The organism is Streptomyces sp. NBC_00483, assembly GCF_036013745.1.
Taxonomy (GTDB): domain Bacteria; phylum Actinomycetota; class Actinomycetes; order Streptomycetales; family Streptomycetaceae; genus Streptomyces.
Map to the genome: position 1 here is coordinate 4,464,906 of NZ_CP107880.1, position 26,886 is coordinate 4,491,791.

Annotated in this window: 32 protein-coding genes; 13 read left to right on the plus strand and 19 right to left on the minus strand. The window is 67.6% G+C overall.

The genetic code is table 11. The annotated features are described in order from the left end of the window. Window positions 1-89: 89 nt before the first annotated feature. The 4 genes from OHA73_RS19820 to OHA73_RS19835 all read right to left on the minus strand — a co-directional run bounded on the left by OHA73_RS19820 (window position 90) and on the right by OHA73_RS19835 (window position 1,772). Window positions 90-563, minus strand: a complete 474-nt coding sequence (locus tag OHA73_RS19820; protein WP_327655734.1) for a hypothetical protein — start codon at window positions 561-563, stop codon at window positions 90-92. Further along, entirely contained in the window at window positions 560-865 is a 306-nt protein-coding gene (locus OHA73_RS19825; RefSeq protein ID WP_327655735.1) for a hypothetical protein, read from the minus strand. Before OHA73_RS19825 ends, OHA73_RS19820 begins: the two co-directional genes overlap by 4 nt. Further along, the gene (locus tag OHA73_RS19830; protein ID WP_327655736.1) at window positions 865-1,245 is read right to left on the minus strand and encodes a hypothetical protein; all 381 of its coding nucleotides are present in this window, start codon (window positions 1,243-1,245) and stop codon (window positions 865-867) included. Before OHA73_RS19830 ends, OHA73_RS19825 begins: the two co-directional genes overlap by 1 nt. An 86-nt stretch (window positions 1,246-1,331) precedes the next feature. After that, window positions 1,332-1,772, minus strand: coding sequence for a helix-turn-helix domain-containing protein (locus OHA73_RS19835; protein ID WP_327655737.1), 441 nt, complete (start codon window positions 1,770-1,772; stop codon window positions 1,332-1,334). Between the two features lie 216 nt (window positions 1,773-1,988). On the opposite strand from OHA73_RS19835, the gene OHA73_RS19840 reads away from it, so the two are divergent. The 5 genes from OHA73_RS19840 (at window position 1,989) to OHA73_RS19860 (ending at window position 7,991) form a co-directional block, all read left to right on the plus strand. Then, on the plus strand, window positions 1,989-2,513 hold the full coding sequence (locus tag OHA73_RS19840; protein ID WP_327655738.1) for a helix-turn-helix domain-containing protein: 525 nt from the start codon (window positions 1,989-1,991) through the stop codon (window positions 2,511-2,513). 149 nt (window positions 2,514-2,662) lie between these two features. Then, window positions 2,663-2,872 carry a hypothetical protein gene (locus OHA73_RS19845; protein ID WP_327655739.1) on the plus strand — a complete coding sequence of 70 codons (210 nt, stop codon included), beginning with the start codon at window positions 2,663-2,665 and terminating at the stop codon, window positions 2,870-2,872. Window positions 2,873-2,911: 39 nt separating this feature from the next. Next, a complete protein-coding gene (locus OHA73_RS19850; protein ID WP_327655740.1) occupies window positions 2,912-4,282 on the plus strand; it encodes a hypothetical protein in 1,371 nt (456 codons plus the stop codon). A 1,368-nt stretch (window positions 4,283-5,650) separates the two neighbouring features. Then, a complete protein-coding gene (locus tag OHA73_RS19855) occupies window positions 5,651-6,547 on the plus strand; it encodes a pentapeptide repeat-containing protein (RefSeq protein WP_266711211.1) in 897 nt (298 codons plus the stop codon). 1,042 nt (window positions 6,548-7,589) lie between these two features. Continuing rightward, on the plus strand, window positions 7,590-7,991 hold the full coding sequence (locus OHA73_RS19860; RefSeq protein WP_266711213.1) for a hypothetical protein: 402 nt from the start codon (window positions 7,590-7,592) through the stop codon (window positions 7,989-7,991). A gap of 1,094 nt (window positions 7,992-9,085) precedes the next feature. Here the strand turns inward: OHA73_RS19860 and OHA73_RS19865 are convergent. Beyond that, window positions 9,086-9,616, minus strand: a complete 531-nt coding sequence (locus tag OHA73_RS19865) for a hypothetical protein (RefSeq protein WP_266711215.1) — start codon at window positions 9,614-9,616, stop codon at window positions 9,086-9,088. Between the two features lie 237 nt (window positions 9,617-9,853). On the opposite strand from OHA73_RS19865, the gene OHA73_RS19870 reads away from it, so the two are divergent. Together OHA73_RS19870 and OHA73_RS19875 are read left to right on the plus strand one after the other, a co-directional pair. Next, entirely contained in the window at window positions 9,854-10,639 is a 786-nt protein-coding gene (locus OHA73_RS19870) for a hypothetical protein (RefSeq protein WP_266711217.1), read from the plus strand. A 296-nt stretch (window positions 10,640-10,935) separates the two neighbouring features. Beyond that, window positions 10,936-11,226 carry a hypothetical protein gene (locus OHA73_RS19875; RefSeq protein ID WP_266711218.1) on the plus strand — a complete coding sequence of 97 codons (291 nt, stop codon included), beginning with the start codon at window positions 10,936-10,938 and terminating at the stop codon, window positions 11,224-11,226. A gap of 219 nt (window positions 11,227-11,445) precedes the next feature. On the opposite strand, the gene OHA73_RS19880 is transcribed toward OHA73_RS19875, so the two are convergent. Together OHA73_RS19880 and OHA73_RS19885 are read right to left on the minus strand one after the other, a co-directional pair. Next, window positions 11,446-11,952: a hypothetical protein gene (locus OHA73_RS19880; RefSeq protein WP_266711219.1), complete on the minus strand. Its 507-nt coding sequence runs from the start codon at window positions 11,950-11,952 to the stop codon at window positions 11,446-11,448. 219 nt (window positions 11,953-12,171) lie between these two features. Then, entirely contained in the window at window positions 12,172-12,954 is a 783-nt protein-coding gene (locus OHA73_RS19885) for an XRE family transcriptional regulator (RefSeq protein WP_266711220.1), read from the minus strand. 326 nt (window positions 12,955-13,280) lie between these two features. On the opposite strand from OHA73_RS19885, the gene OHA73_RS19890 reads away from it, so the two are divergent. Together OHA73_RS19890 and OHA73_RS19895 are read left to right on the plus strand one after the other, a co-directional pair. Then, window positions 13,281-13,826, plus strand: a complete 546-nt coding sequence (locus OHA73_RS19890) for a glycine-rich domain-containing protein (RefSeq protein WP_266711221.1) — start codon at window positions 13,281-13,283, stop codon at window positions 13,824-13,826. A gap of 77 nt (window positions 13,827-13,903) precedes the next feature. Beyond that, window positions 13,904-14,533, plus strand: a complete 630-nt coding sequence (locus OHA73_RS19895; protein ID WP_266711222.1) for a class I SAM-dependent methyltransferase — start codon at window positions 13,904-13,906, stop codon at window positions 14,531-14,533. 138 nt (window positions 14,534-14,671) lie between these two features. Here the strand turns inward: OHA73_RS19895 and OHA73_RS19900 are convergent, their stop codons facing one another. From OHA73_RS19900 to OHA73_RS19950, 11 genes are all read right to left on the minus strand, one after another. After that, a complete protein-coding gene (locus tag OHA73_RS19900) occupies window positions 14,672-15,007 on the minus strand; it encodes a hypothetical protein (protein ID WP_266711223.1) in 336 nt (111 codons plus the stop codon). Continuing rightward, window positions 14,997-15,167, minus strand: a complete 171-nt coding sequence (locus tag OHA73_RS19905; RefSeq protein ID WP_266711224.1) for a hypothetical protein — start codon at window positions 15,165-15,167, stop codon at window positions 14,997-14,999. Before OHA73_RS19905 ends, OHA73_RS19900 begins: the two co-directional genes overlap by 11 nt. Next, window positions 15,160-15,360, minus strand: a complete 201-nt coding sequence (locus OHA73_RS19910) for a hypothetical protein (protein ID WP_266711225.1) — start codon at window positions 15,358-15,360, stop codon at window positions 15,160-15,162. Before OHA73_RS19910 ends, OHA73_RS19905 begins: the two co-directional genes overlap by 8 nt. Continuing rightward, window positions 15,357-15,593, minus strand: coding sequence for a hypothetical protein (locus OHA73_RS19915; RefSeq protein ID WP_266711226.1), 237 nt, complete (start codon window positions 15,591-15,593; stop codon window positions 15,357-15,359). The genes OHA73_RS19910 and OHA73_RS19915 overlap by 4 nt, the downstream gene beginning before the upstream one ends. Further along, window positions 15,584-15,838, minus strand: a complete 255-nt coding sequence (locus OHA73_RS19920; RefSeq protein ID WP_266711227.1) for a hypothetical protein — start codon at window positions 15,836-15,838, stop codon at window positions 15,584-15,586. Before OHA73_RS19920 ends, OHA73_RS19915 begins: the two co-directional genes overlap by 10 nt. Then, entirely contained in the window at window positions 15,835-16,185 is a 351-nt protein-coding gene (locus tag OHA73_RS19925) for a hypothetical protein (RefSeq protein ID WP_266711228.1), read from the minus strand. The genes OHA73_RS19920 and OHA73_RS19925 overlap by 4 nt, the downstream gene beginning before the upstream one ends. Before the next feature lie 283 nt (window positions 16,186-16,468). Beyond that, the gene (locus tag OHA73_RS19930) at window positions 16,469-17,116 is read right to left on the minus strand and encodes an HAD-IA family hydrolase (RefSeq protein ID WP_266711229.1); all 648 of its coding nucleotides are present in this window, start codon (window positions 17,114-17,116) and stop codon (window positions 16,469-16,471) included. A gap of 16 nt (window positions 17,117-17,132) precedes the next feature. Further along, the gene (locus tag OHA73_RS19935) at window positions 17,133-17,615 is read right to left on the minus strand and encodes a GNAT family N-acetyltransferase (protein ID WP_327655741.1); all 483 of its coding nucleotides are present in this window, start codon (window positions 17,613-17,615) and stop codon (window positions 17,133-17,135) included. 236 nt (window positions 17,616-17,851) lie between these two features. Beyond that, a complete protein-coding gene (locus OHA73_RS19940; RefSeq protein WP_327655742.1) occupies window positions 17,852-18,934 on the minus strand; it encodes a GNAT family N-acetyltransferase in 1,083 nt (360 codons plus the stop codon). Window positions 18,935-19,128: 194 nt separating this feature from the next. Further along, window positions 19,129-19,719: a GNAT family N-acetyltransferase gene (locus OHA73_RS19945; protein ID WP_327655743.1), complete on the minus strand. Its 591-nt coding sequence runs from the start codon at window positions 19,717-19,719 to the stop codon at window positions 19,129-19,131. Between the two features lie 97 nt (window positions 19,720-19,816). Further along, window positions 19,817-21,160 (minus strand): MFS transporter, encoded by a 1,344-nt coding sequence (locus tag OHA73_RS19950; RefSeq protein WP_327655744.1) that lies wholly within the window; start codon window positions 21,158-21,160, stop codon window positions 19,817-19,819. 135 nt (window positions 21,161-21,295) lie between these two features. On the opposite strand from OHA73_RS19950, the gene OHA73_RS19955 reads away from it, so the two are divergent. The 4 genes from OHA73_RS19955 to dgoD all read left to right on the plus strand — a co-directional run bounded on the left by OHA73_RS19955 (window position 21,296) and on the right by dgoD (window position 24,813). Further along, window positions 21,296-22,213 carry a sugar kinase gene (locus OHA73_RS19955; protein WP_327655745.1) on the plus strand — a complete coding sequence of 306 codons (918 nt, stop codon included), beginning with the start codon at window positions 21,296-21,298 and terminating at the stop codon, window positions 22,211-22,213. Window positions 22,214-22,217: 4 nt separating this feature from the next. Continuing rightward, window positions 22,218-22,964, plus strand: a complete 747-nt coding sequence (locus tag OHA73_RS19960; RefSeq protein ID WP_327655746.1) for an IclR family transcriptional regulator — start codon at window positions 22,218-22,220, stop codon at window positions 22,962-22,964. Then, window positions 22,952-23,566, plus strand: a complete 615-nt coding sequence (locus OHA73_RS19965; protein ID WP_327655747.1) for a bifunctional 4-hydroxy-2-oxoglutarate aldolase/2-dehydro-3-deoxy-phosphogluconate aldolase — start codon at window positions 22,952-22,954, stop codon at window positions 23,564-23,566. Before OHA73_RS19960 ends, OHA73_RS19965 begins: the two co-directional genes overlap by 13 nt. Window positions 23,567-23,661: 95 nt before the next feature. Continuing rightward, window positions 23,662-24,813 (plus strand): galactonate dehydratase, encoded by a 1,152-nt coding sequence (dgoD, locus tag OHA73_RS19970; RefSeq protein ID WP_327655748.1) that lies wholly within the window; start codon window positions 23,662-23,664, stop codon window positions 24,811-24,813. Between the two features lie 86 nt (window positions 24,814-24,899). Here dgoD and OHA73_RS19975 read toward each other — a convergent pair whose 3' ends face one another. Then, window positions 24,900-26,756, minus strand: a complete 1,857-nt coding sequence (locus OHA73_RS19975; protein ID WP_266711238.1) for an MFS transporter — start codon at window positions 26,754-26,756, stop codon at window positions 24,900-24,902. Between the last annotated feature and the right edge of the window lie 130 nt (window positions 26,757-26,886).

Consider the following 26,886-nt stretch of genomic DNA (forward strand, 5'->3'; position numbering starts at 1 on the left):
GGGGGTGTCGAAGGCGCGGTCGACGGCCCAGCACACGAGCAGGCAGCCGAGCCCGAACAGGGCCAGGAAAGCGAGGGCGATGGGCACGATCAGCACGGGGCACCGCCCGCCTGCTGCTGTCCGGCGAGCAGCGCGCGCAGCTTGCGCACCTGCGGCGCCACGTCGTCGGCCCGCACGTGCTCGGCCTCGGCCGTGAGCGCGTAGCCGATCGGGTCCTCGTCGACGGGCCGGGTCTCGGCCCGCTCGTCCTCGAGCTCGGCGAGGCGCTCGCGCAGCGCGCGGTTGGCGTGCGTGAGTTTCCGGGCCTCGTTCTCGGCATTGAGGCGGGCCAGGCCCAACTCCTCGACACGAGCGAGCAGTTCCGCGTTGGTCGCGAACACGGCGTTGCGCTGGTCCCGGAACGCATCCCGCTGCCTGCGCAGTTCCGCGTGCTCGGCGGCATGCTCCGGGGAGTTGAGGAGTCCGGCGGCGTCGAGGGCGAGCGCGATGCCGGCGGCGAGGCGGCCCTGCTGCTGCGCGGCGAGGATGACCCCGGACGCAGCGTTGATGGCGCGCGTGTTCACTCGTCGTCACCGTCCTCGCGCTCCGCCTTGAGGCGGGCGATCTCGGCGCGGGCCTCCGCCAGTTCGTCGGCGGCGGTGCGCTGCCGGTCGGCGACCTCAGCGAGGTTGTCGCGCCAGCGCTGCACACCGGCGAGGACCCGGTCGGCAACGGCGAGTTGCTGCTCGATCGGCATCCCCGACCGGAACATCACCTGCAGCTCGTTGCCCCTGTGCTCGCCGTCCGGCTGCAACTCGAGGGACGCGATGGGGTACGGGCCGGACGTCGCGGTGCCGGCCTCGGTCCAGAAGTCGTAGGCGCGCATCAGGCGGTCACCGCAGCCCGGTCGCGCAGCTCGGCGGCCTGCTCGTCGGTGAGCGGCAGGTGGTGGCCGGTCATGTGGACCGGGATGCCGGCGAACTCGCCGTCGGCGGCGAGCCAACCGCGGGAGTCGGACCGGTGCAGGGTGACGGTGGCCGGGTCGATCTGCAGGGCGACGCGCCACTGCTCGAATGCCTGCCCCGTGTCCATCTGCAGGTTGATGCGGGCGTAGGGCGTCAGCGAGGTGGCCGAGTGCACGGTGATGTATCCGCCGGGCAGGTTCGCGAACATCGTCGCCATGACGGCGAGGGCCTCGAACGCGGCGCGCTGCTTGCTGATCTCCAAGTCCGAGATCTGATCGATTTCGGTAAGCTGTGTGGTCACGGTGACCTCTCTCTGGTGGGGTTGCCGGTCGTGGTCGCTCGGGCCGGGAAAGTCACGGGCGGCCATCGGCGTTTGTGGGGCCTGTGTCAGGCCGCGATCGGGGCGACCGCCGCCTGCTCCGCGTTGCGGCGCAGGTCCTCGGCGGTGAACGTGACCCGTCCGCCGTCGCGGTGGTGCCACAGCTCGCGGCGGTAGCACTTCTGCTTGAGCACGCGGGCGCTGGTGTACGGCAGCAGCTGCAGGTCGATGACCTCCTGCGGCGTCCAGCGGCGCAGCTCGGCCTGCTCCTTGACCCGGTCCGTCGTGTCCTTCGTGGGCACGTCGTCTCCTTGGTGGGTGATGGCGTCGGTGCCGACGCCGAGGGCGAGGGCGACCGCACGGAGGCGCTCCGGATCGGGGTGCTGGATCTGACCGGTTTCCAGCCGCGAGAGGTAGCTGCGGTGAATGCCGGTCCGCGCCTCTAGTGCGCGAAGGCTCAGATCACACTCAGTTCTGCGTGCCCGGATGCGGGTCCCGTTCGGTCTCACACTCGGAATCTAAGGCTGTTCTGAGGGTGTAGTCAAGGTGTTCTGAGAGTGGAGGCCTCAGAAGTGAGGGTGAGGCGAGGGTGTGAGGGTGTGGTCAAAGCGCATATGCGGGGCGCATGGTGCAACCATGGGGCGTAGAAAGATGCACCTAATGCGCAGGTCAAAGGCTCAGAAGCGCTGTCCCCTGGGCTCAGTTGTGAGGCATGATGGGGAACCATGGACCGTGATTGGAAGCGACTCGGCAAAGCCCTGAAGGCTGACCGCGAGTCCCAAGGCCTCACACAGCCGGACGTCGTCGACGCCCTGGAGTCGAGCCTGTCCACGATCCAGGCCATCGAGCGCGGCCAGGAATACGGCAAGCCGACGCGCGCGATCCGTTCCTACGCGAGGCTGCTCAACTGGACTGACGGCTCGGTCGAGCAGGTGCTGTCCGGCGGCGACCCGAACCACGTCGTCTACGCCACGGCCAGCCTCGGCGGCGGCAAGGCGCCGGCCGATGTCGACCTCGACGACAAGCGCCTGCCGCTGCGCATCGTGCACGAGCTGAAGGACGACGGCGCGCTGCTCGACACGACCGTCATCAAGGTGGGCGACCACGCGCGTGCCGTCATCGTCGTGAAGGGTGACCTCGACGCCACGGCCGAGGAGATTGAGGCGGCGCTGAAGGCGTGGCGGGCGACTCAGTCACAGCTGCAGTCGCCGGCCGATGGTGAGTCGCCGTCCGCGGCCGACGGTTCATAGCAGCACTCACGCCCCATTGGGTTGAGACAGGCACAACTGCCCCGAAAGTGTGGAACCATGGCCTGAGCTGACCAGGGGGCCACCAAGTCAGACAGGGGTGGTCCTTGGTGTGCGTTCGTTTCTGCGTACGTTTGATCAGAGTGGTGGGTATGCCCCACCAGACGCTCGTGTGGGTAGACCGCGAGCCATCCCCTGATCATCTCGAAGTCCTCGCCGATGACAGCTTGTTCCGGCGTAGCGTGCTGACGAGCGAGGGCGCGCAGGCTGTCGACGAGGCGCTCGCCGCGATCCATCCGCAGCTGAATCTGCAGACGGCACGAGTGTGCGCTGCGCATGCGGGCCACGCGGTCGCGGTCTGAAGTCGGCAGTCACAGCGGGAAGTTCGAGGGGCGGGCGCCGTGGCGTATGCAGAGAAGGTCTACAAGGTCAGGGCCGGGAAGGCCACGAAGAAGTTCACGTGGCGGTCCCGGTACCGCAAACCCGACGGGACGTACGGCAGCGAGCCGGGGTTCCCGACGAAGAACACAGCCGAGTCGTGGGGCGAGGACCAGGAACGAAAGATCAAAGAGGGCACGTGGATCGATCCCGATCTCTACCGTGCCGGGTTCGGCAAGTTCGCCCGCAAGTACATGGCCGAACGGCCCAAGCGCGGCCGCACCGTGGGCACCCGGTGGGACCTGCTCGACAAGCACATCCTGCCCAAGTGGGAGCACGCGCCGCTGATCAGCTTGAACTGGTTCGACGTCGACTCGTGGCAGATGACGCTGCCGTGCGACGACGTGACCAAGGGGCACTGCGTGTCGCTGATGTCGACGATCCTCACGGGCGCGGTCGATGCCCGGTGGCTGCCCGTGAATCCGATCCAGGGGCGTCGGCGCACCAAAGCTGTGTCGACGACGCCCGCGATCGCACCGGCCGGGAGCGACGACGAGAAGGTGTTCACCCCGGAGTCGGTGCTGCAGGTCGCCGAGCGGCTCGGCCCGGCGAAGGGGCTGCACGTCATCACGACCGCGTGGACCGGGGTCAACTGGGGTGAGGGGCTCGGGCTGCAGCGGGCGAACTGTCTGCGCGTGCGGCGCCAGCCGTGGGGCAACGGCACGTGGCAGTGCTTCGTGCTGCGCATCGTGCAGGAGGTCGCCGAGTACGAGCAGCGCGACGAGGCCGGCCGGAAGACGGGGACCGTCCAGAAGATCGAGCCGACGAAGAACGAGTGGCGCACGCGCGATCTGGACCTGCCCCCGTTCCTGGCCCGGTTGTGGTTCCACCACCTTCAGGACTGGCCGTTCGATTGGATGCTGTGCACGCCGACCGGGAAGTGGTGGCGGCGTTCGAACTGGCTCAAGCAGTTGCGGCCCGCGGCGGATGGGCGCGAGGAGCGTGCCAAGCGGCAGGGCGCGGCGTATCGCGAGGCGTGGGCGCCGATCGCGCCGGGCATGACGATGCGCTCGCTGCGGCACACGCACGATTCGTGGCAGGACCAGATCGGGGTGCGGGCGGCGCTCTCGTTCGAGCAGGCGGGCCACAAGCGGCCGGGCATCAAGGGCGTGTACCAGCACCCGACGCCGGACATGCGGCAGCACCGGCTCGACGGCATGGAGGAACTGTTCTGGACGGCGATGGGCAACCTTGGGTGGCCGGCGCTGTGGGGCCGGGTGAGTCTCGTGAAGCCGCCCACCGGGGATGATCTCCCGAATCTCTCCCAAACGATCTCCATGGAGGATTACCGCCGTGATCGGCGCGGGTACCGCAGCAGGTCAGAAGCCATGTGATCTAGGGATCCTGGGGTTTGGTAAGCCAGTCTCCTAAAGCGGGTGTCGCAGGTTCGAATCCTGCCGGGGGCACCAGTCCAGAAGGGGCCCACCTCCGAATTTTCGGAGGTGGGCCCCTTCTGACATCCAGACCTGACATCGTCGGCCTCAGTCACCGAAGGTCACCACACCCCTCCCTGAGCAGGACAGTCGTATGTCAGCCGAGGAGTGACTGTCGCCTGACGAGGTGTACGAGTACATGACCGAGGTCGAGACGACCGGCCCCTGGGATCGGGCAAGCCCTTGCGTGCGGAGCAACAACGGCAAGCGGCTGACGCCAGCGCGATAGAACTTTCCCTACTTCATCAAGGCTCGCTCCGCTCGCGGCACGGGGCGCCCCGTGCCGTCGATCATTGCCAACCCAACCGCCAAAGGGCGCTGTCGCGGATCAACGGCCGCTCTGGCCCGCCGGTTGTCGCCACCATGATCCGACCTTGTGGGGAGAACCCTTCAACACCCGTAAGCCCACGAGGCGCACGCACAAGAACACCCCATCAACCACCATCCGGCCCGAGCCATCACGATCAACCAGAAGGATCGAAGGCCCCACCACGGGGCGGCGCCAGCCGGCCGCCGCCCCGCCGCCTCCATGCCTCCGTCACCGGCTGCGCGTCGCCGACCGCCCGGCGCTCCCCAAAAGGGCCACAACCAGCAACGAGCCGTAGGAAACAAGGGGACTTACGCACCACAGGCCAACGACGCTTTGGGTCACCGATCAGGCCGGATCATGGTGGCGACAACCGGCGGGCCCACGCTGCCTGATCCACAACCGCCCTGTGGCCCGCTGATCACACAGGCCACCAGCCGCGATCAAAGACGATGCCTCCGGCGGGGGATCGGCCGACACCGGGGGCCAGGGGAAACGCCGCCGGGTGCGGGTCCGCGGGTGGTTGCGTGAAGGGCTTCCATCCCGTCCGCCGTCGACCCAGGCAAAGCCGAGCAGACGTGGCCCATGGCGTCCAGGTCGTTCGTACAGTGGCGCGCTCCACCTGGACGCCATGAACCACGCCCGCACCACATACGTGTGGGTCGACGGCGGACGGGATGGAAGCTGGGTTGAGCGGTGGGCTGAGTATGAGTGGGAATCGCGCGCAGAACCGGCGAGAGGGCCTCGGTGGGTGACGTGCTGCGGCGGGCCTGTACGCGAGCGAACGGCCAAGTACTGGGCATGTAGCAAATATGAAGACTCAGCATGCGCTCCGCCGGGTCATGCTCGGCATCCACGCACGCCACTTCCAGGCACGTTACGGCGTCCCGTGGAATAACCTGCCTCGCCTTCAGCAACGGCGAATCAGGCTCAATCAGAGATCTCACAGTCGCCGTCGGGTCATGCGCACGCTCACCGTGATTTGTGTGGCAGCCGTACTCATCGGCCTACCGTGGCTGGTGTGGCGAGGCCCCTACGTCATCGACGGCGAGTATCTGGACCGCAGCGAGCTGGCGAAGGGGTCGGCCGCTCTGGTGACTGGTCTGCGTACCGCACTAGTCGCTGGCACTGCCGCCCTCGGTGCAGGCATGGCCCTGTTCTACACCGCCCGCACATACCACCTCACTCGGCGGGGGCAAATCACGGATCGCTTCACCAAGGCTCTGGAGCGCCTCGGCTCGGAGCAGCAGTACGTACGTATCGGCGGCATTCTCGCCATGGAACAAATCTTTCAAGATGCACCAGAGCAAGCCGCCTCCGATGCCGCCACGGTTCTGCGTCAATTCATTCGCGACCGCACCTCCAAGACAGCCACCACCTCAGAACTGCCCCAAGCTCCAGACGCCGACATCCAGATAGCTCTGAACTTTCTGACAGATGTAGACCTGCGCCCGTACGTATCCATTCGCGCAGGTCTAACTCTCCACGAGCTGCACCTCGCTGGTGCAGTTCTAAGCTACGCCGACCTCACCAGCGCTTTTCTGAAAGACGCGACACTCACCAACGCCAACCTGGAGGGAGCAACGCTCACAGACGCCTTTCTGATCGACGCGAACCTTGCTGGCGCCAACCTCACCGGGGCCGACCTACGCGGCGCGAGTCTTGTTGGCGCCAACCTCACCGGGGCCGACTTACGCGGCGCAGTACTTACCAACGCCAACCTCGCCAACACCGACCTCACGCGAGCCGACCTACGCGGCACGGACCTGTCGGATGTTCGCTGTTTCACTCAACTACTCACGGAAGTGCACACAGACGAGAAGACCATCCTTCCGTCCGATCCACAGGGCGCCAGATGAAGTGCGACAAGGGTCAGACGCCTCACCACTCAAGGCCGTGCCAGACCCGTGCCAGATCGGCCGGGGAACCACGGAGAACGGCAGGCATGAGATAGGCCGAACCGCGGGGCCGTTAGGGCGCTCCCCCACACGGCAGGGCCAAACATTGAGCCACCAAGTTGACGCGGACAGGAAGCCTAAGACCTGCGGGAGGATCTCGGTTGCAGATCGTCTCGCATCGCCCTCTGCAGAGTCTCCAAGTCCCGGAAAAATGGCTGCCTCACGGCTTCGTATTCCGCTGATTCTGGCCGAAGAGGCCTGGAAGCGAGGAGTTCTCGAATAGCGCGAAGTTGGCGATAAACCGGCAGAGCCTCTTGGTAAATCCGATCCGGAGCGACAATGCCCAACTCCCGCAACACAGACTTGGCGTCACTGTTTTGAGGATCATTGTGGAAGGCGCCGTGAACCCCATTTCGGCGGGCATCATCCAACTGGTCATTAAACGCAGCGCCTATCATGCGGCTATGCGCCTGCGCCAGGGACGTCAAGAAGCGCGCATACACAATTCGCTTCGTCTCACTCCAGTACCGATCTTGTTCTCTGCGCGACCGCACGAGATCGGCAACAAGGGTCGTCCCGACGCCGAAGATCGCTCCGATGGCTGCAACCGCGAGAGTCCCCAACTCCATGTACTCATAGTAGGTTTCCCGCCACTTGAGAGCCATACCAAGTCTTTGACCACAGCCACAGGTGAGTAGCCGCAAGGCAGCGCACCACGGACAGCTAGCTACTGTGCAGCAACTGCGACATGCTCTGTCTGTCATGACCCTTACTTCAGTCGCCGCGATCGCTGATGGCCGAGCCACATAGAGCTACGGATCAGATCGCAGCTCGTGGACTATTCGTGGACGAACAGCCGCCAGCCGACCCATTTGAAGCCCGTGACCTGCGTACTCGTCTGGGACTCAAGGGGCCTCCGGAGCTGTGTGCAATCGAATCCGCCCACACCGTGTCAGCCAGATCGGCATACTTGATGACTGGACCGCGAGTGCAGGGGGTGGCGATGTACGGCCGAAGCGACGTGGTATGGGAACAGCTGACTGACGCCGGCTTGAAGTTCCTCGTTGAGCGAGCACAGCTCCGCAAGGTCACGACCTACACAGAGATGAACTCTGTGCTGGCCCGGCGGACTGGGCTTCCCGGCTTCGACTTCGAACAGGCGGACGAGCGTGCCGCCATGGGCTACCTGCTTGGACTGATCGTGGAACGGGACTACCCGAAGAGCGGGCTCATGATCTCTGCACTGGTTCACTACCTCGGGGCGAACGACGCTGGGCCTGGTTTCTACGCCCTCGCGCAGCAGCTCAGCATGCTCCCCAAGAGCTCCTCTGCAACAACGAGACTTGAGTTCTGGATTGGGCAGGTCAACTCGCTCCACGAGCTTCACTCGGCTCCTGGCCGGTAGGCGTGCGGAACCTGCTCTGTCGAATGCGTGTCGAAGACGCTGATTTCTTGCACATAGTCACCCAGCAACACCAGGTCAAGGGTGATGTGGCAACGATCGTGCCAGCCGCCTTCTAAGCGCTTGGCATTTGAAGTGGGACTCACCCACAGCTCGCGGCCGCCACGCAGGGATTACCTCAACAACACCAACAGCCGTAGCAGGGATCCCGCGCCCAGTCACTCTCCACACCAGAAGCAGACTTCGGCTCCGGGATGGCCGTACTTCTGCGTGCCGCATCGGGTGCAACTGGGTCGACGTGGGCGGGCCGTGGGTGCGTAGGGTCCAGGTCTGCCATCGGGTGTCTGCCACAGCAGCCATTCATTGACTCGATCCGCGTAGGGGTTCGGTGCCAAGTTCCCTTCGGCGGGCGGGGCCTCACGCCGCTGGCGCTCGTCATCCAGTGCCAGCTGAAGCTCTCGACGCATGCGGGCTACTTCCTGCGCGCGCTGGAGCCGCCACCTTCTGCGCAGCATGAGAACGCAGCCAGCATCCGCAGTAGCGCAGAACCATGCTCCACCGAAGTAGTCGACGTCTGCGGCCCATCCGAGCCCTACGCACAGCAGGGTAAGCGGGGTAAGGCAGATGATCAGGAAGAGAAGGACCGTGGCCCCATTGATCTCTAGATCAAGATCTCCATAGTCGGCAGACGGGCCCTCGCGCCAATGAGGGGTCACCCAGGTGCCATCGGCGCGGTAATAGCCGCGAACGTGCGGCACTACTCCCCCTTGCTTGTCATGTTGCACCAATCACGACACGCTACTGCTACCCATGATGCGCCAAGTTGCTGTCGACAGAGGTTCGATCGGTGTGGTCCTACGTACAGCCCACCATCGCGGCAGCGCAGTGTGGGAAGAGTTCACGCCGCCTTGTGCCGAGGAGGCACTGCCCACCGAAGCGCACCTCCGCTAGCTGACAGGTCGCGCAGTGGCGCCTCCTACGTCTGGACCACCTGTGGACAGAACCCTGGACTGTCGTGTTGATCATGGCGCTGACCAGCACGCTACCCACCGCACAAAAGGGCCTCCGGAGCCGTCTGCGTAGGTTGAACAAGGTCTCTATCCACAGGAGTCGCAGATGCCCGTCACTGGCAACTGCATGAAGCAACCGTCACAAAAGGCTGGCGGCTGCACGGTACGGGCCCGCTGACGCTCAATGGCAGCCTGATGCCTGGGAGCAAGGGCAGGAACTCCTCCTCCCGGAGGCAACGTGGCACCGAATCTCCGGTAGCAAGCGAGCCGCGCTTCGGCCGCATGGCGTTCGCGCTCTAGCACACCAGGTACAGGCGGCTGTCCCGCAACCGCCAACACTTCCTTGTAGCCCTCACCCACCATGCCGTCGTCGCTGTGCACGACCAGCGCGGTCAAGGGCGGATCTCCTCTTCGGTGGGCTTCACGAACCACGCGCCCGAGGACTGAGCCGATCCAGTTGTGCAGCAGAGCACGGGTGTGAATGCCAGACCGCTCCTGAACCTCCCGTCCCAACTCTTTGTAGGTGATGACAGCGTGATACGTACGCGCCACCTCGACCAGTACCGCGTAGGCAGTCTGTCCCCACGTTTCGCGAGGGTCTTGCACGTCGATGCCCATCACTGCTCTCCCCCGACGCTGCTTCTCGCTCGATACCGTCCCGCAACGTCCAGCCAATCGTGCCTGCCTGCGGCTCAAAGTGTCAGTGGAACGGGTGCGTTGAAGCGACCGGACTGGCGGGCCGTTCACCGGCGATGTGGTTCGGGTTCACAGAAGTTGTGACGCTCTTGAGTGAGGGCTTGGGGCACCATGCCCGATATGACTTACAGTGGCGACCCGTCGGCCGGAAGAATGGCCGTGAGCCCCAAGGAGCTGGCGGAGTGGGGCGATCAATGGGACAGGTACGACGCCAGTGTTGATGGCCCTCAACCAGTCCCACACCTCTACACCTGGGTCCGGCAGCGGAACTGGTGGGGCTCCGGTGCGACCCTAAGTCAGCTTCACTCACTCGCCAGGAACCATGGCATCCCCGTCGCGTGGATACCGCCCGCCGACGTCATCCGTGAACTCGTCCAGGCTGATGACCACCACGCCGCGAAGCTCGATGTCCTCGTAAGCCACCAAGCGAAGCTACGCACCGCGTGTCGCCGCACGGTTCCGGAAGACTCCGACGGCTGGCATACCGACTACCCCGAAACCGCCCGGCGTGTACTCGCCGCATGGGAGGACGGTCACCTGCTCGCTGCTGGATGCCTCGCTCTGGCAGCGGCGGAGGACATCATGTTCCTCGTAGCCCGCGTGGAGCGAACCCGGTACAAGATGTACGACGAGCTGAAGAAGGCAGCGGGTATGGAGCCGCACCCGCAATGGTGGCCGCAGGACCAGGTCGTCCTCACGCCGATCGAGCCACTGTTCAGTCAGTACTTCCCGGAGAGGCAAGATCCACTCCCACAGAACCTGTCCCGACACGCGGTAATGCATCGCCTGCCGCTGGAGCACATGAACGACGGTCATTGCATCATCGCGATCATGCTTATGCTGTCGCTGCTCGCTGAACTTGAGTGGCACATGATCCAAGAGCGGGCCGAAACGTTCTATGAGGCCGGGAGCACTGAGGAGGACAGCAAAGGAGTCGATCCCTAAGCGGCGTCTCCATCGTTGCCGACATCATCAGGTGTACTCAGCACGCCGAACGAGACGACGTCCGGGTGTGCAGTACAGCAGGGAAGTACCGCAACCCACGCCACCGAAGCCAGGCGTCATCGACTAAGCCGTGGCCACGGAACCGTGGACTATCTGTGGACGGATCCCAGCCGATCGAGCGCCCGTAAGGCGCCTACCAGCGACTTCCTCTGAGAGCCAAAGGGCCTCCGGGGTCGTGTGCGGCCCAGCCAAGGAAGGCACTCCCCCTCGTTCCGGAGGTGCGCTACGGTCCCCGCATGGCCGAAAACGACGGCGGACGCGCAGCCTGGTTGGAGTCGAAGCGCCGGCTGGTCAACCCCGAGCGACACATCGCGGCTCTGCGAGAGCTCATTGCAGAAGACGACAATGAACTTCTTCTCTACGACTACGACCTCGTCAGCGACCCGCGGGACGCAAGGATGGTAAGAGCTCAGCAGCGAGCAGCCGGGCAGAGAAACCGTCGACTCAAGCGCTTGGCGGCTCGGGAGCGCCACGCGGCACAGCAGCAATGTGCAGCGAACACAGTGCCCGATGACGTGAGTTCCTGACATCCAAGACTGACATCAACGGCGCCGGACAGTGGTGTTCATCAGCACCACTCTCTGGCCTTCGCGTCCATGGCCGACAGTTGCACAACGCCGCCTAGTTCGAGCTCCTAAAGCGGGTGTCGCAGGTTCGAATCCTGCCGAGAAAGCGCGCACACGCAGCCCGCGGGCGAACCTCTCTCGGTGCAACTCCCGCACAGTCCGAAACGAGGCCCACGCCCGCTACTGAATTGCGGGGTCGACGTCGTCAGCGTCACTCGCCGGCCTCGGGCGTGCACGCGAGGCCCCGGTGGCCAACAGGATGCCCGTCAATACGGCGGCAGAGGCCGCCGATCCCGCTGCCGTCGCCCGAACGCCCTGCGGCACGTCATCCACTGCTCTCCGCGTTCCGTCGTCCATCACGCATACGGTGCGCAGGGTGAGGAACTGGACGTCATAGTCCACCGCCCCTTTCAACTGCTCCCTGCATGGATGGTCGTACGGAAACGGCGCCGAGTCCGCCCCGCCGTCCTGCGCCACCGCCACGGTCGACAACAGCCCCATGGCTCCCCATGAGTAGGCGGCCGTGGCCGTGGCCGCGCAGGCAAAGGCGGCGGCCACGACTGGACGGCGCCAGCCCTGTCCGGACCAACGCGCGTCCCCTGGCAGGGCAACCCCGAGGCCCCGGAGCAGGAAGAACATGACCAATGCGACGGTAGCGAGAAACACCACCGGTATGAGGAGGATCAAGACGACCCTTTCTCCAGGGCACCGCGATCACGATGATCAGCGTCGGCACACGAGGATGCCGCCCAGACAGTAGACCTCGAACGCCCCTGCCGGGAGCACCCGTCTCCTGCGACCGTGATGCGCATGCTGCGCGAGCACGACGAGCAAGCCGCCGCATGAGCCGCGAGGCCAGTCGACGCCACGACGCGGCACCGGCGTCCCGAGTGGTGCGGGCGGGGCCTACTCCGGGGCGCGGGAGTAGCGCTCCACGGTGGCCTTGGACGTCGACGTGTCGAGGAGCCGCAGTTCCCACGGTCCCGTGTTCACGTCGAAGTCCTTGCCGAAGCCGACCCACTTGCCGGCCATCCGGCGCCCGGTCGGCTCGATCAGCATCTGGATCGCCCCGTGGTAGCGGGCGCCCCGGTAGTAGCCATCCGAAGCGGTTTGCTCGATCCAGGACCCGGTGACGATGTTCCGGTCCGTCGTGAGGTCGAGGTGCAGGGGGCTGTCGGGGTTGCTGGACGCGCCCGGCAGGGACTCGGCCGTGAGCCGGTTGTCCCGGTGCACGACGAGGACATGATGCTTGCCCTCGTACGTGGTGTCGCGGCCGGAGGAGTAGAACTCGTAGCGGCTCAGCCAGATACCCGAGTAGTCCACCGCCTGCGCTTCCGGCGCCGTCTCGGGTGCCTCGGCCGCCTCCGCGACACCGGTTGCCCCGGCGTCCATGTCGTGGCCGCCTGCGCCGTCCTCGTGGACGCGGGAGGCTGACACGGCGAGCGCGAACCCGAGTGCTTCGATCGGGCGGCCCGTGAACCGCTGCAATGCGCGGGCGTACAGCGGGCGGCATGTGCGGGTCTGGCCCGACTCCCACCGCTGTACGAGGCGCTTGCTGGCATCGTTGGGTTCGCCCAGCTCCTTGCCGGTCTTGCGGAGTCCGTTCGCGAACTCGTCCTGCGAGAGCTGCATGCCGATACGCACGGCACGCAGGACGTCGTTCGTCTGTACCTGTGCTGTGGTGGTCATGGTCCGAGGCTAGCTACGCGCCTCGTCCAATGACACCGGTTTGACGCCTTCGTGTGACGCCGACATACCGCCTCTCGGACGCCAGATGTGTCGCCGCGATGGTCGCCCCGCGTCCACAGGATGGGAGCCATGTCCATCCGCATCAGCGCGTACACGGTCAGAGCAGACGGCACGCAGACCACCTCACGGACCCTCTACGAGGGCGAGGGCGGAGAGCCCATGGCGACTGGTGTGATGCCGCCCTGCATCTGCCCGCGATGCCGCCGAGGCGGAGGACGCTCCCCAGGCACCACCACGAATCCCCCATCGCGTGGAGGCACACCAGCATGAGCACCGCCGTGAAGATCCGCGACCCTAAGACGTTCGTTCCCCAGGACGTGTGGGCGCGGCAAGTGAAGCTGATCATGCGGGATCCCGAGATCGGCCAGGACAAGGCAGAGCGCATCTTCGGCCAGACGATCGCGTACTTCGTGGCCGCCGGAGAGAACCCCGACCTCCTCGTGGGCCCGTCCCCCGAGGTGGACCAGGGCGTTCACTCGTTCATGCTCGACACCATCCCGTACCACCAGTTCACCTACGGGCACTTCGGCCGGTACGTCCACCACGTACCCGAACTCGAAACCGATCTGTGCGTCCAGTGCACCAACGACGGCGGTGGCGAAGGCAAGAATCACGGCGACGTCGCCTGCGTCAGCGACGACGACAAGGTGAAGGCCGAAGCCGACGGCCGGCCGATGGTCCTGGAGGCCACCGTCGCGGCGATCGAGGCCGCGGGCTTCGTCATCGACCGCGAGCTTTGGAACATGGGCGTGAAGTGCACACAGTGCCACGCCGGGTGCACCGACTCGCCCAACACGGGCAAGAGCAAGTAGGCTACAAAGACAGAGAGTTGGGGCCCACCCCTCTACATTCGGGGCGGGCCCCTTCCCCTGTGAGAGGAACCATCTGCATGTCGCTCGCCGAGACCTGGGACCGCTTCGCCAAGGAGCGCACACTTCGCCGTGCAGTGAACGCACGGGGCCAGTCGACGTGGCTCAACTGGACCCAGTACCCGGACCACGGCCCCGACGAGGGCGTTCTCGGCACGCCGTTGGCCGGCCTGAAGGTGTTGGAGCTGGGCTCCGGAAACGGCGACAACCTCGCCCACCTGGCCACGCTCGGCGCCACCTGCACGGGCGTGGACGTCGCCCCAAGCCGCGAGGCCGCCGCACGCGAGCGCTGGGGACACTTGCCCGGCCTGGACTTCCGCACGGCCGAGGCCGTCGACTACCTGACCACCGAGGCCGCCACCTTCGATGTGGTGCTGTCCATCTTCGGCGCAGTCTGGTTCGTCGACCCCGACGAGCTACTGCCCCTCGTACGGGCCCGCATGAACGACGGCGGTGTCCTCGCGTTCTCCCACCTCCCGGCCGACAGCCAGGAACTCAAGCCGGGCAGGGCCGGCATGCGTCACGACCACACACCCGACGAGTGGACCGAGTTCCTGCACCGCCACGGATTCACCGACGTCCGCACCGAGATCATCGAACCGCCGGCGGGCCAGAGCGCGGCAACGATGCTGATCCGGGCAACTGTGTAGGCGGCCGCTAGCCCTTCACCTACTCGTCGTGGCATGCGCCACCACTGCGCCCGACGGTGCGCCGTTGCGCAGGCATGAGTGAAGACAAACCAGCAAGGCCCCGGTCGCTCACCCCGGTCGGGGCTCTTTGCTGTGCGGCTACCAGTTCATGTGGCTGGGCACATCGCACGTCGTGGGGCCGGGCGATGGAGGGCAGTCGCCCAGGCCGAGCCAGACCAGCACCCCGGCGAGCGCCACCACGGCCAGACCGATCACCAGGCCGGTAGGGGTGATCAGGAACCTGCCGACGGGGCCGAGCTGCCGGTCGCGGGGCACTGTGGCCCGGCGCAGGTTCCAGAGGCCGAAGACGGCGACGGTGGCGACCCCGAAGGCTGCCGACACCCAGCCGTCGCGGAAGAGGCCCTGGGCGACGTAGGCGATCACGCCGCCGAAGATCAGCGCGTACATGATCCGGACGAGCACCTTATTGATCATCGTCGTCCCCCTTGTCCACGTACCGCTGGAGGGCCATGAACCCGGCGTAGAAGACGCCGAAGGCCAGCGGCGAGCCCCACTGTGGCGACAGGCCGCCGACGATGACCACGGCCATGACGACAGCCGTAGCGAGGGCGAGGGGGCGCAGGTATCTACTCATCGTCCCCCCTCTTGTCGGAGTGACGGCGCCGCCAGAGGCCGAAGCCGAGGGCGTCGAGCAGGGCCTTGACGACGAGATACAGCGCCCCACCGCCGAGCGTGAGACCCCAGCCGCCGCCAATGACGATGCCGACCGCGCCGACGACGACGGCGAGGACGACCGGCACCGCGAACTCCAGGACGGGCGGCTTCATCGGCGGAAACCTTCCGGCTGGGCGGCCTTGACGCGACGGCAGAACAACTCGAAGGGCACGGCGGCCACGACGGAGCCGCCGAGTACCCACCAAGCCTGGGGCGTGAAACCCTGTGCGATGCCGATGGTGCCGAGGACGAACCCGGCGCCCGCGAAGATGTGGGCCTTGCGGCGGGCGTGCTGGAAGCGGACCCACACCTCGACATTCATGGGCTGGGGCTTGATCAGCGGCATCGGCGCTTCACCTCGTCGCGCATGAGGCGGTCGAAGTGCGTCAGCCAGGCCCGGCGCAGGTCGCGGCGCTTGCGGCGCTTGCGGCGCTTCACGCGGATTTCCCGGCACCAGGCGCTGATGCCGAAGAGGCCGAGGACCAGGCAGAACACGCGGGCCCAGCCGGTGTACGTGGTGACGAGGTCGATGGTGGACAGGGTCCCCCCGGCGAGGGCGATGACCTCCCACTTGTCTTCGCGCAGGTTCACTTGCGCTGCTCCCCCGCCTTGAGCGCCGAGCGGAGCAGGAAGACGCCGAGGACGCACCAGGCGGCGGGTGCGACGCCTGCCCACCACGGCCACCCGAAGGCGAAGATCCCGATCACGCCGAGAATCTCCAAGAGGGCGGACGAGCAGACCGTTAGGAGTGCCGCGCCCTTGCGTATCGCGATGTTCTCGGGGCGGTTCGCGGGGGACCCATTGCGGATTCGCTGGATGACGCCGTAGATGATCAACCCGGCGAAGATGGCCCCGGCGATCGGCAGCTCCAGCCAGTCGGGCAGCAGCTCGCCTATGAGTCTCCCGGCACCTGTGCCGCTGTATGCCAGGTGGGCCACTGTGTTGCTCCGCTCGAAATAGCCCCCCGGCTGTCGATGTGTCCGGGGGACGCTAGGCGGCGGGCCAGGCGCGATGGAAATTGATCACGGGGATTCGTTACGGGTCTCACACAGGCTGGACGAGGTCAGCGCGCGGCCGGTGAGGCGGGCCGCAAGGCTGATGCCATGGTGACGTCCGAGAGACCGATAGTGATCTACCCGCCTGACGCTCGACGAGGTGTCGACGGGCCGGACATGTAGCGGCAGGATTTGCTTCCTTGCCGTCCGACTACGCCGCCCTTAGTCACTCGGCCCGTCGAGCGCCGAAGGAGACTGGGCTCACGGGCCCGGTCTCCAGATGCGCGGCAATGCGCGTGACCGTCCGTGCGTTGTCCTCGAACAGGTGCGCCTGCATGCCCGCCGTCCGGGCCGCCTCGACGTTGACTGGGACATCGTCGATGAACAGGCAGTTCTCCGGTCGCACGGCCAAGGCGGCGCACGCGGCATCGAACGCGCGCTGGTCGGGCTTCTCGATGCCGAGCTCATGCGAGTAGACGATCTGCTCCACCAGTTCGTCGAAGTGGTACAGCGTCGTCTCGCGCTCGCGGGCGCCGACAAAGCTGTTGCTCAGGATGCCCAGCCTGCAGGTTCCCCGCAGCCCTCGTACGTAGTCGATGAGCTCCTCGTTCGGCGTCCCCAGGTACTCCGCCCAGAGATCCGCCATGAAGGCTTCGGCCAGGGAGCCATCGAGGCCCAAGCGGGTCGATACCTGCTCCTGTACCTCTCGCTCGCTGATGCTCCCGACGCTCCCGGCCCGCCATACGTCGTGCATCCGCTCGTCGACGGTGCCCAGTGGCAGGTCCAGCCGCTCTTCCCACCGTCGCACCCACCCGGTTTCCGGCGTGATCTCCAGAACGCCGCCGATATCGAGGATGACGCAAGAAATGGTCACTCAAGTTCTCCTCTGGCTAGAGCTGCCGGAAGTAGACAGCCACCGGGTTCTGGGTGCAACCGAGTTGCTCGTATAGAGCCCTGGCGGGTGCGTGGAAGGGGTCTCCTCCTGTGCCGATTTCGACGATCTCCGCTCCGCGCAGGCGCATCTGCTCGAAGGCGTGCTCACACAGGGCCGTACCCACGGCGTGGCGGCGGTGCTCGGACGAGACCGCGAGGATCACGACTTCGCCGTGTCTGCGGTCCGGGTCGACGGCCCACGCCACGTAGCCGGCGATCACGCCTGCCACCTCCGCGACGGCGACGTAGGAGTGGCGCTCGGGGGCGTGGAGTCCCGCGACCTGTCGTCGGTAGTCGTCGCGCCAATTGCCGTGCTGGACCGTGAAGATGACCTCGCCCATCAAGGGGCGGAAGACCTCCTCGAAGAACGGCCGGAACGTCTCGATGGTCAGGTCGGTGAGTGGAGCCACGTCGTCGTGGGCGAATGCGCGGATACGCATCGAAGAGTGCCTTTCGGGCTGAGGGCTGAGGGCTTGGGACCCAGGGGAAACTGGGCATGGGTCGGCCCGCTCCCGCCCCGAACGAGGGGCGGCGAGTCGGGGCCCTCAGACCCGCGTGCGCCAAGCGGCAAAGCACTCCATGGACCGGATCGTAGTGCCGACGAGTGCTTGTGTGGATCGTCCCCCTGTTGAGGTTGAGGGCGGCCCTCCACGAAAGGCGGGCCGCCCCCCACCAGCTAAGACCGTTGCCGCATCGATCCCACCGTCCGCAGCACACGGTCCGCCCGCTCCCGCAGCTCCGGATGCGCAAGCACCGTGTTGCGCAGGCCGCGGACCGGGCGGCGCCAGAGGCGGTGGGCGGCTGCGGCGGGGTGGGGGCGGGTCGCGAAGCCCTCGGCCACCCGGAGTTCGCGGGTCTTGAGCCAGTCCTTGTACTCCTTCTCACCGCGACCCCAGTCCATGAGGCGGATGCCCTCGCGGCCCGCGGCCTCGACCATCCGCAGGTGCATGAGGAGGCCCGGGGAGTAGTAGCTGAACTCCGGGTCGTACGCGGTGAACCAGGCCGCGAAGACCGTCTTCGACGTCGGGCCGAAGTGGGCTGCGACCGGGCGGTCGCCCGCGTAGATGACCGAGAGGACTCCCGTGAAGTGGTCCTCGCGGACCTGGAAGAGATGGTCCGTCAGGTGCACGATCCACGGGCGGGCGAAGCGGTCCATGCGGCCGGTACGGCGGTACTGGGCCGACTTCCAGCGCATCAGCTGGTGCAGGACCTTGGGGTCGCGCTCGTCGTATACGAAGCGCATCTCCCCCACGTTGCGGGTCAGGCGGCGCTCCTTCTTGAGCGTCGTCTTGGCCTGACCGGGGTACGTCGCCCTCAGCCACTCCTCGTACGTCTCATGGCTGCCGTCCTTCAGGTCGAGGACGGGTGAGGCGAAGGTTCCGGTGACGTAGCGGCCGAAGGGTCTCTGTTCCTCGACGAGGTGGTCGAACTCGAAGACCGACAGGCCGCAGGCGCGCAGGAGTTGGCGGGTGTCCCAGGTGACTCCTGGCCGGTGCACCAAGGCCTGGCAGTCGGACAGGCCCATGCCGATGGCGCGGCCGATGCCCGCGGGCCCCTTCTCGTACGGGAAGAATCCGACGGGTTCGGCCCCCTCCCGCAGCACCGCCACGTGCGCGCGGCCCTTGAACCTGGCGACCCCCTCCGCGAACTCCGGTGCCAGGAACGGGTTCTGGAAGTCCGGAGACTGCTCCATCGTTTCGTGCCAGGCGGAACGCAAGGACGCGCTGAGCTCATCGGCTCTGTACGTCGTGATGTTCAACGTCGGTTCGACCGCCCTTCACCGCGGGTGCATGGGCCGGCGTTCGGACCGGTAACCGGACAGGTGCGTTGATACGCGAGCATGCTGCTCATGGGCCCCCCTCTTCCCCCCATGGGGCTCAAAGGTCGCGAAACAGTACGCACGCTGTCAAGAGCCCATCGGGGCAAGTAGAGCACTCAACGCCTGGATTTGGTCTACGAGTTGATGCAGGCGTTGATACGGGCGTGGACGTGCATGTCGTGCCAGCCGTCCGTGTGCAGCGCCGAGCTGCGGCGTGTGCCCTCCAGCGGGTAGTCGGCCTTGAGCGCCACCTTGCACGAGGGCTCGTTGCGGGTGGAGTGCAGGAGGTCGATGCGATGGAAGCCGACATCGAGGGCCCAGTCGGTCATCGCCGCCAGCGCCCTGGGGGCCACGCCCAGGCCGCGGGCGGCCGGCAGCACCCAGTAGCCGACCTCGGCGACGCCCTCCATGAGGTTCATCTGGCGCAGCGCCATCCTGCCGAGCGGCGCCCCGTCGGCCGCCCCGGCCACGAACCACTGGGCGGCCGTCTCCTCCCGCCATCCCTCGTGCGTCGACGTCACCCAGTCGCGGGCCTCGTCCACGGACTCCATGCCGCGAATGTGCCAGTAGCGCAGGGCCGGGTCCTGGAAGGCGTCGTGGATCGCGGGGGCGTCGGTGAACTCAGGTGTGCGGAGGACGAGTTCACCGTCGGTCGAGTGGAGGGTCGGTTGTGGGCCCGACGCCAGGGTGCCGGGCTTGATGATGTGCGGGATGTCGATCGGCATGATCCGCATCATGGCGGGATGCGGTCGCGGCGCGCATCCGGATTCCGGCGCGCCCCGTGGCGGCCGACGCCTCGGGGCTCCGCCCCGGCCCGCGGCGTCAGCCCTCGGTACGGACCGGCGCCGTCTCCGGGAGGCGCCATATGCACAGCGCGCTCGCGAGGCCCGCCAGCGCCATGTACCCGGCCAGGTACCAGGGGCGGTCGCCACCCGCGTCGACGAGAAGCGTCGCCACGAAGGGCGAAGTCCCCGCGAAGATAACGCCGTTGATCTCGCGGACGAAGACCAGACCGCTGTAGCGGACCTCGGTCGGCAGCGACTCCGCGTAGAACGTGCCGGTGACCGCGAAGATCGAGTTCAGCATCAGCGCGAAGGCGACGGTGATCGCCAGGTAGATCAGCCACGGCTCGCGCGTGTCCACCAGCCAGAAGAAGGGGTACGCGAAGAGCGTGATGGCCACCGCGCCGCCGATCATCACCGGCTTGCGCCCGACCCGGTCGGAGAGCGCGCCCGCCAGGGGGATCGTGAGGATCGAGACCGCCGAGGCGATCGTGATGCCGAGGACGGAGGTGCCGGAGGAGAGGCCCAGCTGGTTGGTGAGGTAGCTGGGCAGATAGCCCTGGATCGCGTACGAGGCGATGGCGGTGGCGCAGCCGGAGCCGATGAGCAGGGCGATCGCCTTGGGGCGGGTCTTGATCGCGGCCAGGACCGGGAGCTTCTCGCGCTTTCCGCTGTCGCGGGCCTGCTCGAACTGCTCGGTCTCGGGCGCGGCGTTGCGGATCAGCAGGGCGATCACGACCACGAAGGCGCTGGCCAGGAACGGGATGCGCCAGCCCCAGCTCAGGAAGTCGTCCTCGGGCAGCGTCGAGACGGCGGCCACCGCGCCGGAGGCGATGACGACGCCGATGAACTCGCCCGCGCCGGGCAGCGAACCGTAGAACCCGCGCTTGCCCTCCTCGGCCGCCTCCGTCGACATGACGTACGCGCCGCCGAGCTCGGCGCCGACGCCGAAGCCCTGCATCATCCGGCAGAGCACGAGAAGGATCGGGGCCCAGATGCCGATCGCGTGGTACGTCGGCAGGAAGCCGATGGCGAGGGTGCCGACGCCCATCAGGATCACGGTGAGGATCAGCACCGGTCGGCGGCCGATGCGGTCGCCGAGGTGGGCCAGGACGAGGCCGCCGATGGGGCGCACGGCGAAGCCGAGCCCGAAGGTCGCGAACGAGGCGAGGGTCGCCGCGAACGGCGAGACGTCCGGGAAGAAGACCTTGTTGAAGACGAGCGCGGCCGACGCGCCGAAGAGGAAGAAGTCGTACCACTCGAGGATCGAGCCGACGACGCTCGCGGCGGCTGTGCGGCGCTGGCGGGTGCGCGCGCTCATCACCTTCGCGTCTCTCGGAGCGGACGGCTCCTTGTGGGTGGATGTGCTCGTCGTCGGGCTCATCTCACTCTCTTTCCGGGCTCGGTGGGCCGACTGACGACCCGATGTTGCAACATATGCACGCCTGTTGCGTGAAGGCTGCTAATGTTCTTCATGGGCCCATCGGGATGTCAATGGGATGTCATTGGAGGACGGCGAATGTCCGGTACGGCGGTCTGCCTCGGCGAGACGATGGCGCAGGTCACCCCCGCCGACGGCGAGGGGCTCGAGCGGAGCCGGGAGCTGCGGCTCGCGGTCGCCGGTGCCGAGTCGACCGTGGCGCAGTACCTCGCGGACCTCGGGCACGAGGCCGCGTGGGTGAGCCGGGTCGGGGACGATCCGTTCGGGCGGCGGATCGTCGCGGCGGTCGCCTCGCGCGGCGTGCGCGTGGACGGGGTGCTCGCCGATCCGGCCGCCCCCACCGGCGTGTACTTCAAGGACCCGGGCCCCGACGGCACCCGCGTGCACTACTACCGGGCGGGCTCGGCCGCGTCCCGGATGACGCCGGCCGACGCGGACCGCGTCGACCTGACGGACGTACGGCTGCTGCACCTCACCGGGATCACACCGGCCCTGTCGGACGGCTGCGCCGAGCTCGTGGACACCCTCATGGAGCGGGCGGCGGACAGCGGGACGCAGGTGTCGTTCGACGTCAACTACCGTCCGGCGCTGTGGAGTTCACGGGAGGCGGCGGCAGATGCGCTGCGTGCACTCGCCCGCCGCGCCGACGTCGTACTCGTCGGGCGCGACGAGGCCGAGACCTTGTGGGGCACCGCCACCGCCGAGGACGTACGGGAACACCTCGCGCCGCGCGGCATCCTCGTGGTGAAGGACGGGGATGTGGGGGCGACCGAATTCGCCGGCGAGGGAGCCGACGGGGAAAGCGAGTTCGTGGCGGCGCCCGTCGTCGATGTCGTCGAGGCCGTGGGTGCCGGGGATGCCTTTGCTGCCGGGTATCTGAGCGGGCTGCTGGGCGGTTCCACGCCCGCCGAGCGGCTCGCGCTCGGGCACCGGCTGGCCGGGCGGACGCTGCGCAGCATCGAGGATTACGTTCCCGCCACCACACAGGAGCGCTGACCCCATGTCACAGACCGTCCGTCGCGCCATCGACATCCTCGAGTTCATCGCCCGCCGCCCGCGCACCCAGACCGAGGTCGGCGAGCACCTCGGCGTGCACCGCTCGACCGCGCTGCGCATCCTGGAGTCCCTCACCGAGGGCGGCCTCGCGCGCCGGCTCCCCGACGGCCGTTACGCGGTCGGGCACCGGCTCGCCGGGCTCGCCCACCTCGCCCTGGAACAGTTCGGGCTGAAGGACGTCGCGGGCGAACACCTGCGGCTGCTCGGCGAGCGCTGCGGGCACACCGTGCACCTCGCCGCCCTGGAGGGCGAGCGGATCGTGTACGTCGACAAGGTCGATCCCGTCGACGGGGTGCGCCTCTACTCGCAGATCGGCCGCCCGGTCACCCTGCACACCGCCGGAGTCGCCAAGGCGATCCTGGCGCACATCCCCAGGGAACGGGCCGACGCGCTGCTCGCCGACTGCGACTTCGCGCCGCACACCGGCACGACGATCACCTCCCCCGACGCCTACCGCAAGGCCCTCTCCGAGGCCAGGGCCCGCGGCTGGGCCGTCGACGACGGCGAGTACGAGGATTTCGTGAACTGCGTCGCGGTACCCGTACGGGACAGCAGCGGCGAGGTCGTCGCCGCCGCGTCCGTGACCGCGCTCAAGGCCAAGGCCGACCTGGGCGCGCTCGAATCCGAAGTACTGCCCGACCTCATGACCACCGCCGACACGATCTCCAAGGAGCTGGGATGGCGTCCGTAGCCACAACGTTCGATGAGCTGTTCGCCGGAGTGCCGGTGATGGCGATCCTGCGCGGCATGCCCGCAGACAAGTCCGTCGAACTCGCCGTACGCGCATGGGAACTCGGCATCGAGTGCGTCGAGGTGCCCGTGCAGACCGAGGAGGCGGCGGGAGTGCTGGCCGCCGTGGTCGCCGCGGGCCGGGAGCGCGGGAAGCCGGTCGGCGCGGGGACCGTCACCACGACCGAACGGCTCGGGTGGGCGGTGGACGCGGGCGCCGCGTTCACGGTGGCCCCTGGGTTGAACGCGGAGGTGGCGCGGGCCAGTGTCACGGCCGCGCTGCCGCATCTGCCCGGCGTGGCCACCGCCACGGATGTGCAGGCCGCACGGGGGATCGGGTGCACGTGGCTGAAGGCGTTCCCGGCGAGTGTGCTCGGGACGGAGTGGTTCCGGGCGATGCGGGGGCCGTTCCCGGAGGTGCCGTTCGTTGCCACGGGGGGGATGGATGCGGGGAACGCGTCCGCTTATTTGGCGGCGGGGGCGAAGGTCGTCGCCGTTGGTTCGGCGTTGGAGGATCCGGCGCAACTTCCTTTGTTGGCGGAACTGTTGCGGCCACAGGGGTGAACGTCGCGGGGCTCTGCCCCGGACCCCGCGCCTCAAGCGCCGGCGGGGCTGCATTGGGCTCAATCGCCGCCGAAGCCTATTCGTAAGGATGCGTCATGAAGATCACCTCGCTTACCACTTACCTTGTTGCTCCCCGTTGGCTGTTTTTGAAGGTTGAGACCGATGAAGGGGTCACCGGGTGGGGAGAGCCCGTTGTCGAGGGGCGGGCGCACACTGTCGCCGCTGCCGTCGACGAGCTGAGTGACTACCTCGTCGGGCAGGATCCGCTGCGGATCGAGGACCACTGGCAGGTCATGACGAAGGGCGGGTTCTACCGCGGCGGGCCCGTGCTGTCGTCCGCCGTGTCCGGGATCGACCAGGCCCTGTGGGACATCAAGGGCAAGTTCCACGGCGTCCCGGTGCACGATCTGCTGGGCGGCGCCGTCCGGGACCGGATGCGGATGTACTCGTGGATCGGCGGCGACGACCCGAGCGAGGCCGCCGAGCACGCGGCGCAGCGCCTCGAACAGGGCTACCGCGCCGTGAAGATGAACGTCGGCGGCCGGATGCGGCACCTCGAGACCTCGCGCGAGATCGACGCGGTCGTCGAGCGCGTCGCCTCCGTGCGGGACGTGCTGGGGCCGGACGGAGGCGTCGCCGTCGACTTCCACGGTCGTACGTCCCCGGCGCTGGCCAAGCAGCTCGCCCGCGCCCTCGAACCGCTGCGCCCGATGTTCATCGAGGAGCCGCTGCTCCCTGAACTGACATCGCAGTACGGCGAGTTCACCGCGTCCACGTCCATTCCGGTCGCCACCGGTGAACGGCTCTACTCCCGCTGGGACTTCGACCCGGTGCTGCGTTCCGGCATCGCGCTCGCGCAGCCCGACCTGAGCCACGCGGGCGGCATCTCGGAGACCCGGCGGATCGCCGCGCAGGCCGAGGTGCACGGTGTGGGCCTGGCCCCGCACTGTCCGCTCGGGCCGATCGCGCTCGCGGCGTGCCTCCAGGTCGACTTCGCGTCGCCGAACGCGTTCATCCAGGAGACCAGCCTCGGCATCCACTACAACGTGGGCTCCGACCTCGGCGACTACCTCGTCGACCCGTCCGTCTTCGCCTTCGACTCCACGGACGGGCACATGGCCCGGTTGACCGGGCCCGGGCTCGGCATCGAGATCGACGAGCAGGCTGTGATCAAGGCGGCTGCCTCCGGCCATCGCTGGCACAACCCGGTGTGGCGCCACGCGGACGGCTCTTTCGCGGAATGGTGATCACGCCTCGGGGGTGAGCCCAATTAAGCCCCGCCGGCGATTGAGGCGCGGGGGCCGGGGCAGAGCCCCGCGGCGTCAACCGCGGGTCACCGCAACTCCTCCGGGCACGGCGTCCCCCGGGGCAACTGGTACGGCGCCGCGAGGCGATACGTGCCGGGCTTCGGGGCCAACAGCTCCGTCCACGCGTCACCCGCCTCATCCTTCTCGGTCTCCACCAGGCACCCGTGCACGTTCGCATACCGCTTCGGGAGGGAGTCGTTCGCCTCCCGCGCCCGCTTCGACGCCTCCGTCTCCTTCGGCGCCCCCAGGCTCTTGCCCTCGGCGTCGACGACCGACAGCCACGGCGAGTACGGGACGCGGATGTGTACGCGCCCCGGCCGGGTCACCTCGATGGTCAGCTCGCCCTGCTCCGCCGCGTCGACGACCGCGTGCGGCTCGGCGAGCGGCGTCGGGTCGGTGACGGCGAACAGCTGCCAGTTGGCGTCGCCCCACACCTGCTTCAGGTACGGCAGGCCCCGCCGCACCAACTGCCGCTCGCGCTCCGCGCCCTTGCCGTCCGGCTCGTCCTTGGGCAGCACCACATAGTGCACGGCCCAACGCCGCAGCCACTCGCGGTAGTTCGCAGAGTTGAGGGTGTCGTCGTAGAAGAGCGGGTTGCGCTCCATGTCGGCCTGCCGGTTCCAGCCGCGCGCCAGGTTCACGTACGGGGCGAGCGCGGAGGCCTCGCGGTGCGAGCGGGCGGGCACCACCTCGACGCGGCCGTGCTCGGCCCGGACCTCCTGCAACTCGTTGACGAGCGGCGCCAGTTCACGGGCCCAGGAGGCGGCCGGGGTCGTGCGCACGACGTCGTCGACCGACTTGAAGCCGATCCACGCGTTGAAGGCGACGAACGTGACCACGAGGACGTACCACTTGCGCGAGCGCTTCTGCGTGAACGGCAGCGCGGCGAGCAACGCGACGCCCGCGAACAGCATCGGGAGCCGGGTGATGTTGGAGCCGATCTGCGAACTGATCAGCCACACCAGGAGGGTCGCCAGGGTGTAGACGGCGGACGTGATCCGGACCGTCACCCACTCCTTGGGCACGAGGACGTACACGAGGACGCCGTACACCATCGGCAGCAGCGCCGACCAGAACGACATCGGCTGCGTACCGGAGAACGGGAACAGCCACGCCGAGAGCACGACGACGGCGGTCGGCGCGAGCCCGAGCGCGTACGCTCCTGGCCGCCGCTTCTGAAGGAAAAGCGCCACGGCGACGAGTCCGACGAAGAGCCCCGCCACCGGCGAGCAGGCGGTCGCGATGCCCGCGAGCGGCGCCGCCACGGCCGCCTTCGCCCAGCGCTTGTAGCGCCAGCGGTACGGCCAGCAGAACACCGCGGCCGTCGCCGCGAGCCCGAACATCATGCCGAGGCCGAAGGTGACGCGCCCCGACGCGGCGTTGCACAGGAGCGCGAAGACGCCGGCGAGCGCGGGCCACAGGGGCTTCGCCACCACCCGCGTACGGATGAGGATCATGGTCAGCAGCGTCGCCGAGAGCGTGCCTGCGCCCATCATCGTCGTGCGCACGCCGAACACCGACATCAGATACGGCGAGACCACGCTGTACGACACCGGGTGCATGCCGCCGTACCAGGCGAGGTTGTACGCGGAGTCGGGGTGCCGACCGACGAACTCGGCCCAGGCGTCCTGCGCCGCGAGGTCCCCGCCGCTGTTCGCGAACGTGAAGAACCAGATGAGATGGAGGAGTGCGGCGACCGCTGTGGCGAGGGTGACGGGGTGCCGGACGAAACGCGCCAGGCGCGTGCCGACGTCCGGTTCGCCGGTGGCCGCATTCGCTGTGTTCGCATGCCCTTTGGGCTGCTCGGGGACTTGTGTCCGGGGGCGGCTCCCGCCCGTCCCGGGCTTCGCGTCGTCGGCGCGCGTCGGCCTCGCTGTGGCCACTCCCTACACTCCCGTTTACCCGTGTGCCGTTGTGAATGAACGGGTGGGCGTCCCCCGCCTGCCCGGTCTCGCGACGCTAGCACGGGGTCCGCGAACGGGCGCCGTGGGAGGCCGAAGGGCTTCGGCCTCC